Source organism: Streptomyces sp. 3MP-14 (assembly GCF_006334905.2).
GTDB classification, from domain to species: domain Bacteria; phylum Actinomycetota; class Actinomycetes; order Streptomycetales; family Streptomycetaceae; genus Streptomyces; species Streptomyces triticirhizae.
Map to the genome: position 1 here is coordinate 458,321 of NZ_VDLZ02000006.1, position 14,395 is coordinate 472,715.

Annotated in this window: 13 protein-coding genes; 8 read left to right on the forward strand and 5 right to left on the reverse strand. The window is 74.1% G+C overall.

The genetic code is table 11. The features are described from left to right. Nucleotides 1-74: 74 nt before the first annotated feature. Complete coding sequence (locus FH609_RS12955) at nucleotides 75-1,640, reverse strand: M23 family metallopeptidase (RefSeq protein ID WP_226961601.1); 1,566 nt, start codon at nucleotides 1,638-1,640, stop codon at nucleotides 75-77. A 308-nt stretch (nucleotides 1,641-1,948) separates the two neighbouring features. Between FH609_RS12955 and FH609_RS12960 the strand changes: the two genes are divergently transcribed. From FH609_RS12960 to sucD, 3 genes are all read left to right on the forward strand, one after another. Beyond that, a complete protein-coding gene (locus tag FH609_RS12960) occupies nucleotides 1,949-2,353 on the forward strand; it encodes a cobalamin B12-binding domain-containing protein (RefSeq protein ID WP_139667055.1) in 405 nt (134 codons plus the stop codon). Nucleotides 2,354-2,627: 274 nt separating this feature from the next. After that, on the forward strand, nucleotides 2,628-3,803 hold the full coding sequence (sucC, locus tag FH609_RS12965; protein WP_139667054.1) for an ADP-forming succinate--CoA ligase subunit beta: 1,176 nt from the start codon (nucleotides 2,628-2,630) through the stop codon (nucleotides 3,801-3,803). Between the two features lie 70 nt (nucleotides 3,804-3,873). Further along, entirely contained in the window at nucleotides 3,874-4,758 is an 885-nt protein-coding gene (gene sucD, locus FH609_RS12970) for a succinate--CoA ligase subunit alpha (protein WP_139667053.1), read from the forward strand. A gap of 116 nt (nucleotides 4,759-4,874) precedes the next feature. Here sucD and FH609_RS12975 read toward each other — a convergent pair whose 3' ends face one another. Continuing rightward, nucleotides 4,875-5,744: an RNA polymerase subunit sigma-24 gene (locus FH609_RS12975; RefSeq protein WP_139667052.1), complete on the reverse strand. Its 870-nt coding sequence runs from the start codon at nucleotides 5,742-5,744 to the stop codon at nucleotides 4,875-4,877. Between the two features lie 74 nt (nucleotides 5,745-5,818). On the opposite strand from FH609_RS12975, the gene FH609_RS12980 reads away from it, so the two are divergent. After that, entirely contained in the window at nucleotides 5,819-7,321 is a 1,503-nt protein-coding gene (locus FH609_RS12980; RefSeq protein ID WP_139667051.1) for a DUF6350 family protein, read from the forward strand. Nucleotides 7,322-7,348: 27 nt separating this feature from the next. Here FH609_RS12980 and FH609_RS12985 read toward each other — a convergent pair whose 3' ends face one another. After that, nucleotides 7,349-8,662 carry a PQQ-binding-like beta-propeller repeat protein gene (locus tag FH609_RS12985; protein ID WP_139667050.1) on the reverse strand — a complete coding sequence of 438 codons (1,314 nt, stop codon included), beginning with the start codon at nucleotides 8,660-8,662 and terminating at the stop codon, nucleotides 7,349-7,351. 94 nt (nucleotides 8,663-8,756) lie between these two features. After that, nucleotides 8,757-9,461, reverse strand: coding sequence for a hypothetical protein (locus FH609_RS12990; RefSeq protein WP_139667049.1), 705 nt, complete (start codon nucleotides 9,459-9,461; stop codon nucleotides 8,757-8,759). A 291-nt stretch (nucleotides 9,462-9,752) separates the two neighbouring features. Here FH609_RS12990 and purN point away from each other — a divergent pair, with 291 nt between their 5' ends. Next, nucleotides 9,753-10,352, forward strand: a complete 600-nt coding sequence (purN, locus tag FH609_RS12995; protein WP_226961617.1) for a phosphoribosylglycinamide formyltransferase — start codon at nucleotides 9,753-9,755, stop codon at nucleotides 10,350-10,352. 179 nt (nucleotides 10,353-10,531) lie between these two features. Then, complete coding sequence (purH, locus tag FH609_RS13000; protein ID WP_226961618.1) at nucleotides 10,532-12,064, forward strand: bifunctional phosphoribosylaminoimidazolecarboxamide formyltransferase/IMP cyclohydrolase; 1,533 nt, start codon at nucleotides 10,532-10,534, stop codon at nucleotides 12,062-12,064. 84 nt (nucleotides 12,065-12,148) lie between these two features. On the opposite strand, the gene FH609_RS13005 is transcribed toward purH, so the two are convergent. Further along, nucleotides 12,149-12,400: a hypothetical protein gene (locus tag FH609_RS13005; RefSeq protein ID WP_139667047.1), complete on the reverse strand. Its 252-nt coding sequence runs from the start codon at nucleotides 12,398-12,400 to the stop codon at nucleotides 12,149-12,151. A gap of 105 nt (nucleotides 12,401-12,505) precedes the next feature. On the opposite strand from FH609_RS13005, the gene FH609_RS13010 reads away from it, so the two are divergent. Then, complete coding sequence (locus FH609_RS13010) at nucleotides 12,506-13,366, forward strand: bifunctional methylenetetrahydrofolate dehydrogenase/methenyltetrahydrofolate cyclohydrolase (RefSeq protein WP_139667046.1); 861 nt, start codon at nucleotides 12,506-12,508, stop codon at nucleotides 13,364-13,366. Between the two features lie 35 nt (nucleotides 13,367-13,401). Further along, nucleotides 13,402-13,809 (forward strand): DUF3017 domain-containing protein, encoded by a 408-nt coding sequence (locus FH609_RS13015; RefSeq protein WP_226961602.1) that lies wholly within the window; start codon nucleotides 13,402-13,404, stop codon nucleotides 13,807-13,809. Nucleotides 13,810-14,395: the final 586 nt, after the last annotated feature.

Below are 14,395 nucleotides of genomic sequence, written 5' to 3' on the forward strand. Positions count from 1 at the left end.
CACCAGAACGACATCGAGCGCGCCGGTCCCCAACGGGGCCGGCGCGCTCGGTCGTTGTGCTGGGTCGGGCGGGATCAGGTGGGTTCCAGGCCCTTGCCGCGCAGCCAGGCCAGCGGGTCGATCGCGGAGCCGCCGTAGGGCCTGACCTCGAAGTGCAGATGGGGCCCGGTGGAGGTGCCCGAGTTGCCGGAGTAGGCGATCACGGTGCCGGCCTGCACCCAACCCGACTGGAACACCGTGCTGTCCAGGTGCGCGTACCAGGTCTCGGTGCCGTCGGCGGCGGTGAGGATGACCATGTTGCCGTAGCTGGGGTTCCACTGGGTGCGGATCTCGCCGTCGGTGGCGGCCATCACCGGGGTGCCGTAGCTGACGGGGAAGTCGATCCCGGTGTGGGTGGACATCCAGTTGACGCCGGCCTGCCCGAAGTAGGCGCTGAGGCCGTGCTGTTCCACGGGGACGAAGAACTTGGGCCGCAGGGCCTCCTGCCGGGCGGCCTCCTCCTCGGCGGCCTGCTCCTCGGCCTCGATCTGCGCCTCCAGGTCCATCCGGCCCTGGGTGCGGCTGGCGCGGTCGGCGTAGTCGTCCACGGCGGCCGACAGCCCCTGCAACTGGGTGTCGAACTGCTCGTTGGCGGCGATCTCCTCGACCTCGGCCGGGTCGGGCGCCGCGACGGGCGGCGGCTCGCCGGTGTCGGACGAGCCGGAGACGGTGGCCGCGGTGGCCGCCGCCGTGACGCCGAGCACCGCGAGGGAGGGCGCGGCCACGCTCAACAGCGCGGAGCGGCGCGGCCGTTGCGAGCGCCGCCGACCACGGCCGACCGGTTTGCCGACGACGACCGGGCGCGGCGCGGGAACGAACGCCTCGACGGGGTCGGGGTCGGGGTCGGGGTCGAGTTCGAGGTCTGAGTCGAGGTCGGCGAGGTCGTCGGCGGGCGCGGGGCCCGGCTCCTCGGCGTCGGCCTCGTGCGACGGCGGGTTCAGCGGGTCATCGGCCGGTCGTTCGGCGGCCGGTTCGGCGGCCTCGTCGGGCGTGGCCTGGTGTTCCACTCCGCCGGTCTCCGCCCACGGCTGCTCGGGCCCGGCGGCCCAGCCGCCGTGCTGGTTCTGGTAGCCGAACGGGGCGTGTGACGCCGCGAGTTGGTCGACGAGTTGGTCGGCCGGTTGGTCCACGTAGTAGCCGACGTGTTGCTCGCTGTGCTGGTCGGCGTGCGGTGCCGCGTACTGCTGATAGGTCCCGTACTCCCCTTGGTGCTCGGAATAGCCGGCGTACTCCCCGTACCCCTGGTCGTATCCCTGGTGCTGCTGGTGGTACTGGTGCTGCTGGTACGTCGACGGGTCCTGGTGGTCGTCCTGGCCCGCGAACGCGGTGGCGCCCCAACCGGCGTCCGGCGTCGCGCCGTACCCCTGGTCGTGCCCGTATCCCTGAACGTACCCCTGGTCGTTGCCGTATCCGTACCCGTAGCCGTCGGCGGGTGTCGGGTACCCGGCCATCGCGCCCGTTCCCTGGGCCGTCGCGTAGTGTCCGGCGTAGGCGTCGGTCGGGCTGCCGAGCGGGGTCTCGCCGAAGGCGGTGGGAGGGAAGGAGCCGAGGCCGGAGTAGTCCAACTGGTCGGGTTCTCCCGACAACAGACGATCGCTCACCGACCATGCCTTTCGGCTCGACAACAGGAGCTGGGGTGGGGACCCGGCGGCTGCTGGACGGTGACTGTACCCGGGGGTACGCGAGCCCCACAATCTTCGGCCGGTTGTTCTTGGGTTTCCAGACATGAGGAAACGGGCAATAGGTCGCCTTTCGGTGGCGCGGCCATCGAGACCGCACTTTGTGTTCGAGTCGAGTTCGAATTCCGGGCGGTGGTCACCGGCGGCTGACGGGCGGCGGGTGGGTGCGCGATGCTGTGGTTAACGTCCGTTCGCGTCGTTGCGGCGGCGCGTTCCTTGGGAGGCAGTCGATGGGTGATGCGGGACCGATCAGGGTCGTGGTGGCCAAGCCGGGACTCGACGGGCACGACCGGGGGATCAAGCTGATCGCCAGGGCGCTGCGGGACGCGGGGATGGAGGTCATCTACACCGGGCTGCACCAGACGCCTGAGCAGATCGTGGCCACCGCCATCCAGGAGGATGCCGACGCCATCGGCCTGTCCATCCTCTCCGGGGCCCACAACACCCTCTTCGCGCGGGTGTTGGAGCTGCTGCGGGAGCAGGACGCCGCCGACATCACGGTGTTCGGCGGCGGCATCATCCCGGAGGCCGACATCCCGCCGCTCAAGGAGCAGGGTGTGGCGGAGATCTTCACCCCGGGCGCACCCACGGGTGAGGTCGTGGAGTGGGTGCGCGGCCATGTGCGCGCCGGCTGATCCGCGACCGCGCGGGCCGGTGGCGCGCCGGCGCCCGGAGCGGCCCGTGCGCCGCTTCGCGCGCCGGCACGCCGATTCCGGGCCGATTTGTGACAGGTCTCACCACGCGCGGGTGACCCGCGACCCCAAAGCCCCGCATGGCCACCGATACGCTCGACTCCGGACATGCCGCGTGCGCGGTTTCGCCTCGCTTCAGCGCCTCGCACCGCGGCCACGCGGCACGCCCACGTCGAGAACGAACCGCGAGATTCACTGACTGAGGACGGACGCGAGCGTGGACCTGTTCGAATACCAGGCGAGGGATCTCTTCGCCAAGCATGGCGTGCCGGTGCTGGCCGGCGAAGTCATCGACACGCCGGAGGCGGCGCGTGAGGTGACCGAGCGGCTTGGCGGTCGCGCGGTCGTCAAGGCGCAGGTGAAGACCGGTGGTCGAGGGAAGGCCGGCGGCGTCAAGCTCGCCTCCGACCCGGCGGACGCCGTGGAGAAGGCCGGGGCCATCCTCGGCATGGACATCAAGGGCCACACCGTGCACCGCGTGATGCTGGCCCAGACGGCGGACATCGCTGAGGAGTACTACGTCTCCTTCCTCCTGGACCGCACCAACCGCACCTTCCTGGCCATGGCCTCGGTCGAGGGCGGCATGGACATCGAGGAGGTGGCCGCCACCAAGCCGGAGGCGCTGGCCCGCATCCCGGTGGACGCCGTGGACGGGGTGAGCGAGGAGAAGGCGCGGGAGATCGTCGCCGCCGCGAAGTTCCCCGCCGAGGTCGCCGAGCAGGTGGCCGACGTGCTGCGCCAGCTGTGGCAGGTCTTCATCAAGGAGGACGCCCTCCTCGTCGAGGTCAACCCGCTGGTGAAGACCGGCGACGGCCAGATCATCGCGCTGGACGGCAAGGTGTCCCTGGACGCCAACGCCGAGTTCCGCCAGCCCGACCACGCCGCGCTGGAGGACCGCGCCGCCGCCAACCCGCTGGAGGCGGCCGCCAAGGAGCGCGGCCTCAACTACGTGAAGCTGGACGACGGCAACGTCGGCATCATCGGCAACGGCGCCGGCCTGGTCATGAGCACCCTGGACGTGGTCGCCTACGCGGGCGAGAAGCACGGCGGGGCCAAGCCGGCCAACTTCCTGGACATCGGCGGCGGCGCCTCCGCCGAGGTGATGGCCAACGGCCTGGAGATCATCCTCGGCGACCCGGACGTGAAGTCCGTCTTCGTGAACGTCTTCGGCGGCATCACCGCCTGTGACGCCGTCGCCAACGGCATCGTGCAGGCCCTGGAGCTGCTGCGGACCAAGGGCGAGGAGGTCAGCAAGCCCCTGGTGGTGCGGCTCGACGGCAACAACGCGGAGCTGGGTCGGAAGATCCTCACCGACGCCAACCACCCGCTGGTCGAGCAGGTCGACACCATGGACGGCGCGGCCGACCGGGCCGCCGAGCTGGCCGCCAAGTAACCGTTCCCACGGGGTCCGTGACGAGACAACGAGACAGACGAGAACAGACGAGGACAGCGAGACTCACACCATGGCTATCTTCCTCACCAAGGAGAGCAAGGTCATCGTCCAGGGGATGACCGGCTCCGAGGGCCAGAAGCACACCCGGCGGATGCTGGCCGCCGGCACCAACATCGTCGGCGGCGTCAACCCGCGCAAGGCCGGCACCAGCGTGGACTTCGACGGCACCGAGATCCCGGTCTTCGGCGGCGTCCGGGAGGCGATCGACGCGACCGGCGCCGACGTCACGGTGATCTTCGTACCCGAGAAGTTCACCAAGTCCGCCGTGATCGAGGCGATCGACGCCGAGATCCCGCTGGCCGTGGTCATCACCGAGGGCATCGCGGTGCACGACACCGCCGCCTTCTGGTCCTACGCGGGCAAGAAGGGCAACAAGACCCGCATCATCGGTCCCAACTGCCCGGGCCTGATCACCCCCGGCCAGTCCAACGCGGGCATCATCCCCGCCGACATCACCAAGCCGGGCCGCATCGGGCTGGTCTCCAAGTCCGGCACGCTGACCTACCAGATGATGTACGAGCTGCGGGACATCGGCTTCAGCTCCTGCGTCGGCATCGGCGGCGACCCGATCATCGGCACCACCCACATCGACGCGCTGGCCGCGTTCGAGGCCGACCCGGAGACCGACCTGATCGTGATGATCGGCGAGATCGGCGGCGACGCCGAGGAGCGGGCCGCCGACTTCATCAAGGCCAACGTCACCAAGCCGGTCGTCGGCTATGTGGCCGGGTTCACCGCGCCCGAGGGCAAGACCATGGGTCACGCGGGCGCCATCGTCTCCGGCTCCTCCGGCACCGCCCAGGCGAAGCAGGAGGCCCTGGAGGCCGCCGGCGTCCGGGTCGGCAAGACCCCGTCCGAGACCGCCCGGCTGGCCCGCGAGGCGCTGGCCGCCTGAAGGTCCGGACGCCGGCCGGGTTCAACCGGCCCGTTCCACCGCACCGTTGGGGCGCCCCTCGGCCCAGGCCGACCAGGGCGCCCCTCGGCGTTCCCGGGTTCTTCGGGAACGGCCGGCTACCCGAGGCCGGCGAGCGCGCCGGCGCCGGCCAGCGCGAGGGCGGTGCCGGCGAAGAGCGCGGCCGAGCCGCGCACGATCCGGCGGGTGGTGCGTTCGCTGGCCCGCAGCGCCTCGGCGGCCGGCGGCGGCACCACGCGCTGCGCCCGCAGCGCCCGGCACAGCGCCTCCCGGCGGTCGGCCAGCTGTGGCAGCCGCTCGGCCAGCGCGGCCCTGGCGTTCACCAGCCGGCCGACCGTGGCCGCCGTGCTGGCCTCGCACTCGGCCGCCACCGCCGCCTGGCCGAGGCCGAGCCCGTCGGCGAGCAGCAGCGCCCGCCGGTACGCCGGCGGCAGCGCCCACAGCGCGGCCAGCAGCGGCCCGTCCTCGCCGGCCGGCTCGGCCGGCTCCCGCCAGCGGCGGGGCAGGTAGCCCTGCCAGGGCGCGAGCGCGTGTTCGTGACAGACCGCCCGCACCCAGCCGGCCGGGTCCTCGTGGGCGGCGACCTCGGGCCAGGACTCCCAGGCCAGCCGGAACGCGCGGGCCACGGCGCGGCGGGCGACCGCATGGTCGCCGCCGAGCACCACGGCCTGCCGCAGCAGCGCGTCGGCCTGCTCCTCGTAGAGGGTGAGGAACGCGGCGCGGGCGTCGACGGGTTCGGGCTCCTCGACGCGCGCCGGCTCCTCGACGGGTTCGGGTCCCTCTACGGGTTCGGGTCCCTCGGTGCGTTCGGGCTCCGGCGCAACGGTCTCGGTGCCGGCCTCGGTGGTCGGCGGCGGGGTGCGGTGGGCGGGGGTTCGGACGCGGCTTCGGATTCGGGCTCGGGGGCGTTTCCGGTGGGCGCGATGGCTGCCCCGATGGCGGGGCAGATAATCCTTAAAACTGGACATAGGGGAATCGTGGCCGACACTGCGGCGAAAACCCATTACCGTGACACTTCGGGTGTTGTTGGGAGCATGGCCGGGTGCCCCACCTCACTCAGCCGGCCCTGCGGCGGATCGCTCCCGTCGGCCGCAGCCAGGGCCGATGGTTCTTCGAAGGAATGCTCGCGGCCGGGCTCGGGCTCGGCGGCCTCGCCGTGCTCGTCCTGCTGTTCTGGGTGATCTCGCCCTACCCCGACCAGGGCCCGACCGGCGCGCTGCGGATCGCCGCCGACCTGTGGCTCCTCGCCCACGGCTGCGAACTCGTGCGCGCCGACACCCTCTACGGCGCCACCGCCCCCGTCGCCCTCACCCCGCTGCTGCTGGTGGCGCTCCCGGGCTGGCTGCTCCACCGCGCGGTCCGCGTCACCCTGCTCCCCGAGGCGGACCCCGCCCCCGAGCACGCGCGGGCCGCCGCCGCGCCCCACGAGGCGTTCCCCGCCGCGCTGTGGATCTGCGGCGGCTACCTCCTGGTCGGCGCCGCCGCCGCGCTCTTCGCCGCCCCGGCCGACATCTCGCCCGAGCCGCTGTCCACCGCGCTCCAACTGCCGCTCTTCGCGCTGCTGGTGACCGTCCCCTCGGCCTGGGTGATCAGCGGGGTGCCGCCAGGGCGGCTGGCCCGCGCCTGGGCCCAGGCCCGCTGGGTCAGGCCGTTCACCCCGGAGCGGCTGGCCGCCGCCGGCCGGGCCGCGCTCGGCGGCGCCGCCGCCTGCTGCGGGGTCGGCGCGCTGCTGGCCGCCGGGGCGCTGCTGCTCCACGCGCCCGCGGCGCAGAGCACGCTGGTCACGCTCAGCGGCGACTGGTCGGGGCGGCTCGCGGTGCTGCTGCTCGGCTGCGCGCTGGCGCCCAACGCCGCCGTCTGGGGCGCCGCCTACGGCCTGGGGCCCGGCTTCACGCTGGGCGGCGGCAGCCTGTTGACGCCGCTGGCGGTCAGCGGCGAGCCGACGCCGCCCCCGTTCCCGCTGCTGGCCGGCCTGCCGCACGGCACGCCTGACGGCCCGCTGCTGTGGTGCGCCGCCGGGGTGCCGCTGGCCGGGGTCGCGGTGATCGCCGGGCTGGTCGCCCGGGCCGCCGTCCCGGTCCCGGGCCAGCGGGACGCCGCCTTCGGCTGGTGGGGAACGACGTTCACCGCGCTGCTGGCCGCCGGCGGCACCGGGCTGGCGCTCGGCTGGCTCGGCACGTTCGCCGGCGGCGCGCTGGGCGAAGGTGAACTCGCCGCGTTCGGCCCGCACGGCTGGCTCACCGGCCTGGCCGCCGCCGGCTGGGCGCTGGTGGCGCTGCCGACGGCGCTGGCGCTGCGGCTGTGGCGGCTGCACCAGCCGAGGCTGCTGCTCGCCACGGCGCTCGGCCGGGGCCGGCCGGCCGAGGCGCCGCCGGCGCGGCCGGTGCCGGCGGCGCCTCGGCCGCGCCGCTCCTGGGTCCCGGCCCGCCTGCGGCGCCGCCGCCGGGCGCCGGTCCCCGAGTGGCACACCACCGACGCGCGGCTGGCCCGCTGGTCGGCGCTGAGGAAGAAGTCGGGCGAGCTGGTCTCCCGCATGGACGAGTAGCCCGTTGCGCGCCCCACGCCCCGCGCGCTACCGGGCGAACGCCCGGAGCCGCGCCTCGCTCGCCAACCCGCCGCCGAGATAGAACCGTTCGGCGTCGAACGCGGCCAGCGCCTCGACCGTGCCCCGCTCCAGCGGGAACGGCACGGTCCCGGCCCCCTCCGTGGCGCCGTCCGCCAGCCCCAGCCAGCTGAGCGTCAACTGCCCGCCCTCGCCCTGGGCGTAGGCGTAACTCCCCAGCAGCGCCCGGCCGGTCGCGGGGTCGGCGCCCAGGAACGCGGTGCCCTCGGGGAACGTGCCGCGCCACAGCCGTTCCCCGTCGTCCAGCGCATAGCCCTCGAACGTGACGCCCGCCGACTCGTCCGCCCCTTCGTCCCCTACGTCGTCCGTGGGAAGCGACTCGACGACCAACACCCCGTCCGTCACCGCCCGTTCGACCAGCCCGCGCCCGTCGGCGGCCAGCCGCCACAGCTCCTGCCCGGCCTCCGAGTACGCCACCAGCGCCTCGCCCTGGGCGACGACCAGCGGGCCGCCGGCGGGCCCGGCCACCACGTCGGCGGGAATCACGGCCAGGTTCTCCAGGGCCCTGCCCCACAGTGGCTCGCCGGTCTCCGCGTCGTGCACGCCCATCGCGAGGCGCGGCTCGGCCCCCGCCTCCGCCGCGTCCGCGCAGCGGGCCAGCGTCACCAGGCGCGCGTCGGCGTGGTCGACGGTCACCGGAACCCAGCCCGTCGCGCACCCCTGCCCCGGCACGTCGCCCGGCGCCGGCAGCAGCTGCCCGCTGGCGAGGTCGAGGCGGAAGAAGCCCTCGGGGATGTTCGCCGGCGAGAGCTTGACGGTGACCGTGGTCGCGCCGACGGCCACCGTGGCGGACTCGCCCGGCGGGGACGTCAGGGCCGGGTCGAGCGCGCCGAAGTCGTGCGACCACAGCAACGCCCCGTCGCCGGCGTCGATCGCGGCCAGCACCGTGCAGCCCCCGGCGTCCGGCGAGTGGTAGAGGACGACCCCGACGCCCTCGGCGTTGACGCGTTCGCTGGCCGCGCAGGGGCCCTCGGTCCCCTCGGGCGCGGGCAACCGCCAGCGGGCGGCGCCGTCCGCCGCGTCATGGCCGACGATCGCGCCGACGCCGGTGGGCCCGACCCGGGCCACCACCCCGTCGTGCACCCACAGCGCCAGGTCCGACGCGCCGTCGCCGCCGGTGTCCGCTTCGGCGGCCCGCCAGCTCTCGCGCGGCCCGTCGTCCGCGGCGCCCGCCCACACCAGCCAGGCCGTGCCGCCCAGCGCCAGCAGCGCCGCGCCGCCCACCGCCGCCCACGGCGCGCGCCGCCGCCCGTTCCTCGCCATCCCCCGACGTCCCCCGTCCCCGCGCCGTTCCCGCCGCTCCCGGCTGGTGACGCGTCCCCGCGCCCGGCCGGTTCCGCCGGCGGGAGGCCGAGGCTCAGTCCTGTTCGCCGAAGATAGAACGGAGTTGACTCGGCAGGTGCTCCTCACAGGCGGCCTTGGACGGCGCCGTCAGGGAGTCGGAGACGCAGTCGAAGTACTCCTTGTAGACCAGCTGGGCCGAGTAGCTCACCGCCACGATCAGCAGCGACAGGCTGGCCAGGACGACGCCGGCGATCGCCGAGCCGCGCTGCGGGCGGCGGCCGTCGGGCGTGGGCGCAGGGGGCCGGCCCTCCGCGTCGCGGGGGCCGCCGCGCAGGGCGCTGATCCCCCAGTACAGGGCGAGCGCGCCCAGCAGCAGGCCCAGCCACTCCCAGGAGAGCAGCCCGGCGAAGACGCCCCACATGCCGGCCAACACCGCGTACCGCGCGTGCCGTTGCACCGGGTCCTCCGGGTCCCAGCGGCGGCCGTTGCCGCCGTCCTCGCCCTGCCGGTCCCCGCCGGGACCGCCGAACGGCCCGCCGCCGCGCCCCGGCTGGCGCCGGCCCCACTGCCCGCCCCAGCGCGGCCGCTGGTCGGAGTCGTCGCCGAGCCCGTCGCCCGAGCCCCGTCCGTTCCCCGCTTCGCGTCCGTTCCCCGAGCCGCCCTCGGGGTGGCGCGGCCGCCACGGCTGTTCGGGCTGCCCCTCGGGCGGCGGGGCGAAGGGGTTGTCCTCCTCGCCGGGCCGCTCCTGCTGGCCTGATGCGCGGGGTCGGTCCGTCATCTGTGTGGTCGCATCTTTCTGTCGGGCCCGCGCGCCGGGATTCTCGCGGTGCCGGTGGCTTCCGACCGTACCTGCCCGGCGCCGGACCAGGGCACGGGGGGACCCAGCCGTGCCGGTATCGTTGCGGAGGGCCGGCCTTTTCCGTTGGCCGGTGCCCTCCGGGAGGAAGACCCGGGAGGAGAAGACTCAAGGAAAGACCTCGTCGTGGCCTCTGCCCCCGCCGCCCCCGATGCCGTCGACTCCCCCGAAGGAGCAGCCCAGCCGGGCGCCGGGTCAAGGCCCCCGGCCCGCCTGGTCGTTCTGGTCTCGGGCTCCGGCAGCAACCTCCAGGCGCTGTTGGACGCCGCCGCCGACCCGGCCTCCGGGTTCGGCGCCGAGGTGGTCGCCGTGGGCGCCGACCGGGGCGGGATCGAGGGGCTGCGGCGGGCGGAACGGGCCGGGGTGCCGACGTTCGTCCACCGGCTGCGGGACTATCCCAGCCGCCCCGACTGGGACCGCGCGCTCACCGACTCGGTGGCCGCGCACCGGCCGGACCTGGTGGTCTCGGCCGGCTTCATGAAGATCGTGGGGGCGTCGTTCATGGCCGCCTTCGCCGGCAGGTTCATCAACACGCATCCGGCGCTGCTGCCCAGCTTCCCCGGCGCGCACGGGGTGCGCGACGCGCTGGCGCACGGCGTCAAGGTGACCGGCTGCACCGTCCACTTCGCCGAGGCGGAGGTGGACAGCGGCCCGATCATCGCGCAACGAGCCGTCGAGGTCAGGGACGATGACGACGAGGACACCCTGCACCGGCGGATCAAGGAAGTGGAACGCGGCCTGCTCGTCGACGCCGTGGGCCGACTGGCCCGGGACGGCTACCGCGTAGAGGGACGAAAGGTGTACATCCCGTGACCGCCGACCAGCAGAAGACCGCGCAGCAGTCCGCGCACCGGAACGAGCAGCGCGACGACCACCAGCACGACCAGGAACGGGCCGAACTGCCCACCGCCACCGCGCGGTTGGCGGCCAAGGCGGCGAAGCGGTTCCGGCAGGACGAGAACCCGCACGGCGACCCCGATGGGCGCCGCCCGATCCGGCGCGCGCTGATCAGCGTCTACGACAAGACCGGCCTTGAGGAGTTGGCGAGCGCGCTGCACGACGCCGGCGTGGCCCTCGTCTCCACCGGCAACTCGGCCCGGCGGATCGCCGCCGCCGGGGTGCCGGTCACCCCGGTCGAGGAGCTGACCGGCTTCCCCGAGTGCCTGGACGGCCGGGTCAAGACCCTGCACCCCAAGGTGCACGCCGGGCTGCTGGCCGACCAGCGGGTGGCCGCGCACCGGGCGCAGCTGGAGGAGCTGTCGGTCGAGCCGTTCGACCTGCTGGTGAGCAACCTCTACCCGTTCGAGCAGACCGTCGCCTCGGGCGCCGGCTTCGAGGACTGCGTGGAGCAGATCGACATCGGCGGGCCCGCGATGGTGCGCAGCTCGGCGAAGAACCACGCGACGGTGGCCGTGGTCACCGACCCGGCGGGCTACGACGAGCTGCTGGCCGCCGTCGCCGATGGCGGCTTCACGGCGGCGCGGCGGCGGGAGTTGGCGGCGGAGGCGTTCCGGCACACGGCGCGCTACGACGCCCAGGTCGCCGGGTACTTCGCGGCGCAGGACGGCGCCGAGGAGACCTTCCCGCAGAGCCTCAGCCCGGTCTTCGGCCTGGGCCGGGTGCTGCGGTACGGGGAGAACCCGCACCAGTCCGCCGCGCTCTACACCGACGGCAGCGGCACCGGGCTGGCCTCCGCCGAGCAGCTGCACGGCAAGGAGATGTCCTACAACAACTACGTGGACACCGAGTCGGCGCGGCGCGCCGCCTACGACCACGCCGAGCCGTGTGTGGCGATCATCAAACACAGCAACCCGTGCGGGATCGCGGTGGGTTCGGACGTCGCCGAGGCGCACCGCAGGGCGCACGCCTGCGACCCGCTCTCCGCCTACGGCGGCGTGATCGCCGTCAACCGGCCGGTGAGCGCGGAGCTGGCCGGGCAGATCGCGGAGATCTTCACCGAGGTCGTGGTGGCGCCGGCGTACGAGGAAGGCGCCCTGGAGGCGTTGACCAGGAAGAAGAACATCCGGGTGCTGCGCTGCCCCGAACCGCCCACCGCCGTCACCGAGTTCCGGCCGGTGGACGGCGGCGCGCTGGTGCAGGTCAGCGACCGGCTCCAGGCCGAGGGCGACGACCCGGCGCGCTGGCGGCTGGTCGCCGGCGAGGCGCTGGACGAGGCGGAGCTGGCCGAACTGGCCTTCGCCTGGCGGGCCTCGCGTGCGGTGAAGTCCAACGCGATCCTGCTGGCCAAGGGGCTGGCGACGGTCGGCGTCGGGATGGGGCAGGTCAACCGGGTCGACTCGGCGCGGCTGGCGGTCGCCCGGGCGGGCGCCGAGCGCGCGGCGGGCTCGTTCGCGGCCTCGGACGCGTTCTTCCCGTTCCCGGACGGGTTCGAGGTGCTCGCCGAGGCGGGCGTGAAGGCCGTGGCGCAGCCCGGGGGTTCGGTCCGCGACGAGCAGGTGATCGAGGCGGCGAACAAGGCCGGCGTCACCATGTACCTGACGGGGACGCGGCACTTCTTCCACTGAGGTTCCTCGCGCTGAGGTTCCTCGCGCGGAGCGCGAGGGGGCGCCGTCCGCTTCGGCGGCCGGCGCCCCGCCCTCGCGGCGGCCTCAGGCCGGCGGGCGGTGCAGCATCGCGACCAGGATCTCGTGCAGCACCTCGTGGTCGCGCGCGTCGTACAGCCGGTAGGGGCCGCCCTCCACCGTGTACCACTCGTCGGCGCCGGCGTAGCGGATGCGCAGGCTGAGCGCACCGTCCTCGTCGATGGCGCTGTGCAGCTCCAACTCGCCGGTGATCGCCCCGACTTCGCGGGTCATCACGCCGCCGGCCGGGCTGCTGAAGAGGGAGTAGCGTTCGTTCATGCCCCGTATTCCAGCAGCTTCCCCCCGATCCGGTGGACGCCGCGCCGGGTGGGGAGCCGGTGCCCGGATTGGTGGGCAGGGGGGCTCATCGGGGAGGATGGGGCCATGACTGCCCAGACACTCGACGGCCAGGCCACCGCGGCCGAGATCAAGTCCGACCTGCGCACCCGCATCGCCGCCCTCAAGGGCAGCGGCCATCTCCCGGGCCTGGGAACGCTGTTGGTCGGCGACGACGTGGGCAGCCAGAAGTATGTCGCGGGCAAGCACCGGGACTGCGCCGCCGTCGGGATCGCCTCCATCCAGCGGGAGCTGCCGGCCACCGCGAGCCAGCAGCAGATCGAGGACGTGGTCACCGAGCTGAACGAGGACCCGGCCTGCACCGGCTACATCGTGCAGCTGCCGCTGCCGCGCGGCATCGACGCCAACCGGGTCCTGGAGCTGATCGACCCGGACAAGGACGCGGACGGGCTGCACCCGACCAACCTCGGGCGGCTGGTGCTGGGCGAGCCGGCACCGCTGCCCTGCACGCCCAACGGCGTGATCCGGCTGCTGCGCCGCTTCGAGGTGCCGATCGACGGCGCCGAGGTGGTGGTCGTCGGCCGGGGCGTGACGGTGGGCCGTTCGCTGCCGCTGCTGCTGAGCCGCCGCTCGGAGAACGCCACGGTGACCCAGTGCCACACCGGGACCAGGGGCCTGGCCGCGCATCTGCGGGCGGCCGACATCATCGTGGCGGCGGCCGGCGTTCCGCACCTGGTCAAGCCGGAGCACGTCAAGCCGGGCGCCGCCGTGCTCGACGTCGGCGTCAGCCGCGACGAGACGGGCAAGATCGTCGGCGATGTGCACCCGGGCGTGGCCGAGGTCGCCGGCTGGCTCTCGCCCAACCCGCGCGGTGTGGGCCCCATGACCCGGGCCCTGCTGCTGAGCAACGTGGTCGAGGCCGCCGAACGCGCGGCCGCCCAGGGCTGATCGGAAACCGGAACCGGACGAGGGGGCGAGCGGCCGTGAGTGGCGTTGCCTGGCGCAGGCGTTGGCGGGTGCCGGAGAAGTACCGCACCAAGGGCACGGCGCGCCCCGAGGGCGGGGGGCGCACGGCGGGTGGTGACGCGCCGGCGCCCATCCGGCAGTGGCCGCTGCTGCTGGTGCTGGCCACCACCCTGGTCGGTCTGGTGGTGACGCTCGCCGACTTCCGGATCGGGCTGCTGATCGTGGGTTGCGCGCTGCTGACCGGCGCGGTGCTGCGGGCCTGGCTGCCGGCGGTCGGGATGCTGGCGGTGCGCTCCCGCTTCACCGATGTCGTCACCTACGCGGTGCTCGGCACGGCGGTGGCGCTGCTGACGCTGATGGCCGAGCCCCGGCCGTGGCTTGAGGTCCCGTTCCTCAGTGACATCTTGCGCTTCTCGGTGGACTAGGGCGTTTCTCTTGGAGCGGGGTGGGGGTGGTGCGGGTGGTTGGTGCGGGCCGGTGGCCGGTGCGGGGCAGCCCGACTGGTCGCCGTCCCTCGACGAGACGCGCCCACGGGGGTGGAAGGTTCTGGCGCGGGCTACGACGCCGGGCCTAGATGGCGCACGATCGGCCGGGTGCGGGCGTAACGAATGCCGGCAGGAGGCTGGCTGGGAGGGGGGCGCGGCTTCCGGGAGGTGGGGTTCGTTGCCGAACGGGAGTCAGCTCTGGCGACCGTGCCCTACGGGCGCGGGGACTGCGGCTTGTTCGGGGGTCGGCTGGCCGCTGGGGGCGTGCGTGGCGCGCACCGGCTTCGCCGGCCTGCCCCGGCATGTCGCCCGTCTCGGATGTGGCCGATCGTCGGGCGTCTCGCGGGGGCGGTGCTGGTTGGTCGTTGAGGGGTGCGGTGGTTGGGGTGTTCGGTTAACGACCACGCTGCCGCGCGAACATCGTCTGTCGTCTTGGTAGTCCGCGCGCCGTCGACTTCCGAGGGCGGGCGCCGGGGGGTGGGGGACCTTTTTTCTAGGTGCCCGTTTAGAAGTGAACAGATCGTTC

Excerpts from the sequence above, each read along its gene's own strand:
- FH609_RS12985 (WP_139667050.1), bottom strand. The coding sequence starts at position 8,662 with ATGGCGAGGAACGGGCGGCGGCGCGCGCCGTGGGCGGCGGTGGGCGGC.
- FH609_RS13005 (WP_139667047.1), bottom strand. The coding sequence starts at position 12,400 with ATGAACGAACGCTACTCCCTCTTCAGCAGCCCGGCCGGCGGCGTGATG.
- FH609_RS12960 (WP_139667055.1), top strand. The coding sequence starts at position 1,949 with ATGGGTGATGCGGGACCGATCAGGGTCGTGGTGGCCAAGCCGGGACTC.
- sucD (WP_139667053.1), top strand. The coding sequence starts at position 3,874 with ATGGCTATCTTCCTCACCAAGGAGAGCAAGGTCATCGTCCAGGGGATG.
- FH609_RS12975 (WP_139667052.1), bottom strand. The coding sequence starts at position 5,744 with ATGTCCAGTTTTAAGGATTATCTGCCCCGCCATCGGGGCAGCCATCGC.
- FH609_RS13010 (WP_139667046.1), top strand. The coding sequence starts at position 12,506 with ATGACTGCCCAGACACTCGACGGCCAGGCCACCGCGGCCGAGATCAAG.
- FH609_RS12990 (WP_139667049.1), bottom strand. The coding sequence starts at position 9,461 with ATGACGGACCGACCCCGCGCATCAGGCCAGCAGGAGCGGCCCGGCGAG.